The sequence below is a fragment of the Oleiphilus sp. HI0066 genome (assembly GCF_001635725.1).
The window spans coordinates 1-1,152 of the sequence record NZ_LWFH01000802.1; the positions used below are offsets into that span (position 1 = coordinate 1).

The window sequence follows — 1,152 nt, forward strand, 5'->3', positions numbered from 1 at the left end:
TTCCCTGCACCGATTAATGGCCCGCGTTATGACCGCGCAGGTTCACGCATGTGGTCAGCATTTAAAGCCGCGAAATAAGCTGTATCAAACTGGGGTCAGACTACTTTTCTGACCCTAATTTTTTGCCCCCAACTTTTTAAAGTCTATCTATTTTTAGGAAACCACGGAAAGAACATGTTGGTTGTGTCTTGGTATTCCTTGTACCCCGCTCGGCGTTGTACAGAATAATACTCCGCTGGCTTTGCGCCAGTCAGGTATACCAAAGTGATGTACAACATTACCGATGCAAACAATGCGCAGATACCTAAGCTAATCCAAACTAACGGCGTCTCTACACTTTGAATCGCCAACCAAGATGGCACAGTCGCAACGACAATCCCCGTCCAAACTAACCACTCAGAAAAGTAGTTAGGATGACGGCTATACTTCCACAAACCTATATTGCAAACGCCTTTTGGATTCTTTGAGATAAAATACATCTTCTGCCCATCAGCGACAGATTCGCAAAGATAAGCCAAGCCCCAAAGACCGAGCCCAACATATTCCCACATACTAATTCCTTCAATTGTGCTTGTCGCAATTAAGAAACCGGGAACCGCCAACACAGTCATATTGGCAAAGCCTTGTACGACGGCCTCACCCAGCATGTGTGCATTCGTGAATTTGGAACCGCTCTGATCAAGCATAGTGCGGCGATAATCGTAACGCGGGAATTCATATTTGAAGATCACACCCGTGGTTTTAGCCATGGTTAGAGCACCTAAGCCCATACGCAATCCGATAAACAAATACACCGCACCGACCACAGTTTTTCGCACAGGGTCTGCATCGCCCATCATCAAGATATGCGCGCCAATTAAAGCGACCCCAAAAGGCCATGCAATATCAACGAAAGACATTCGCTTGGTGATCAAAAATGGAATTACGACCACGCAGAAAAACAACACGCCCTGGGCAATCGCATTCGATACCAGCATGTCATATAGATTACTTTGAGATGTCCCGAGAATCACCGCCAAGAAGGCAAAGAAAAGAAGATTCAGACCAACAGCCATTGTCTACTCCAAATTTTATAATTATTAGAAGGCTTCGTAAGCGCACTAAGACTAAACCTTAGCTGCTTCTAATACGACCTAAAAAATGAAAATGACC

General features: G+C 45.1%; 1 protein-coding gene. It reads right to left on the bottom strand.

Going from position 1 to position 1,152, the window contains the following annotated elements; translation table 11 throughout:
• Window positions 1-143: 143 nt before the first annotated feature.
• Window positions 144-1,055 carry a DUF1295 domain-containing protein gene (locus tag A3738_RS09575; protein WP_068481003.1) on the bottom strand — a complete coding sequence of 304 codons (912 nt, stop codon included), beginning with the start codon at window positions 1,053-1,055 and terminating at the stop codon, window positions 144-146.
• Window positions 1,056-1,152: the final 97 nt, after the last annotated feature.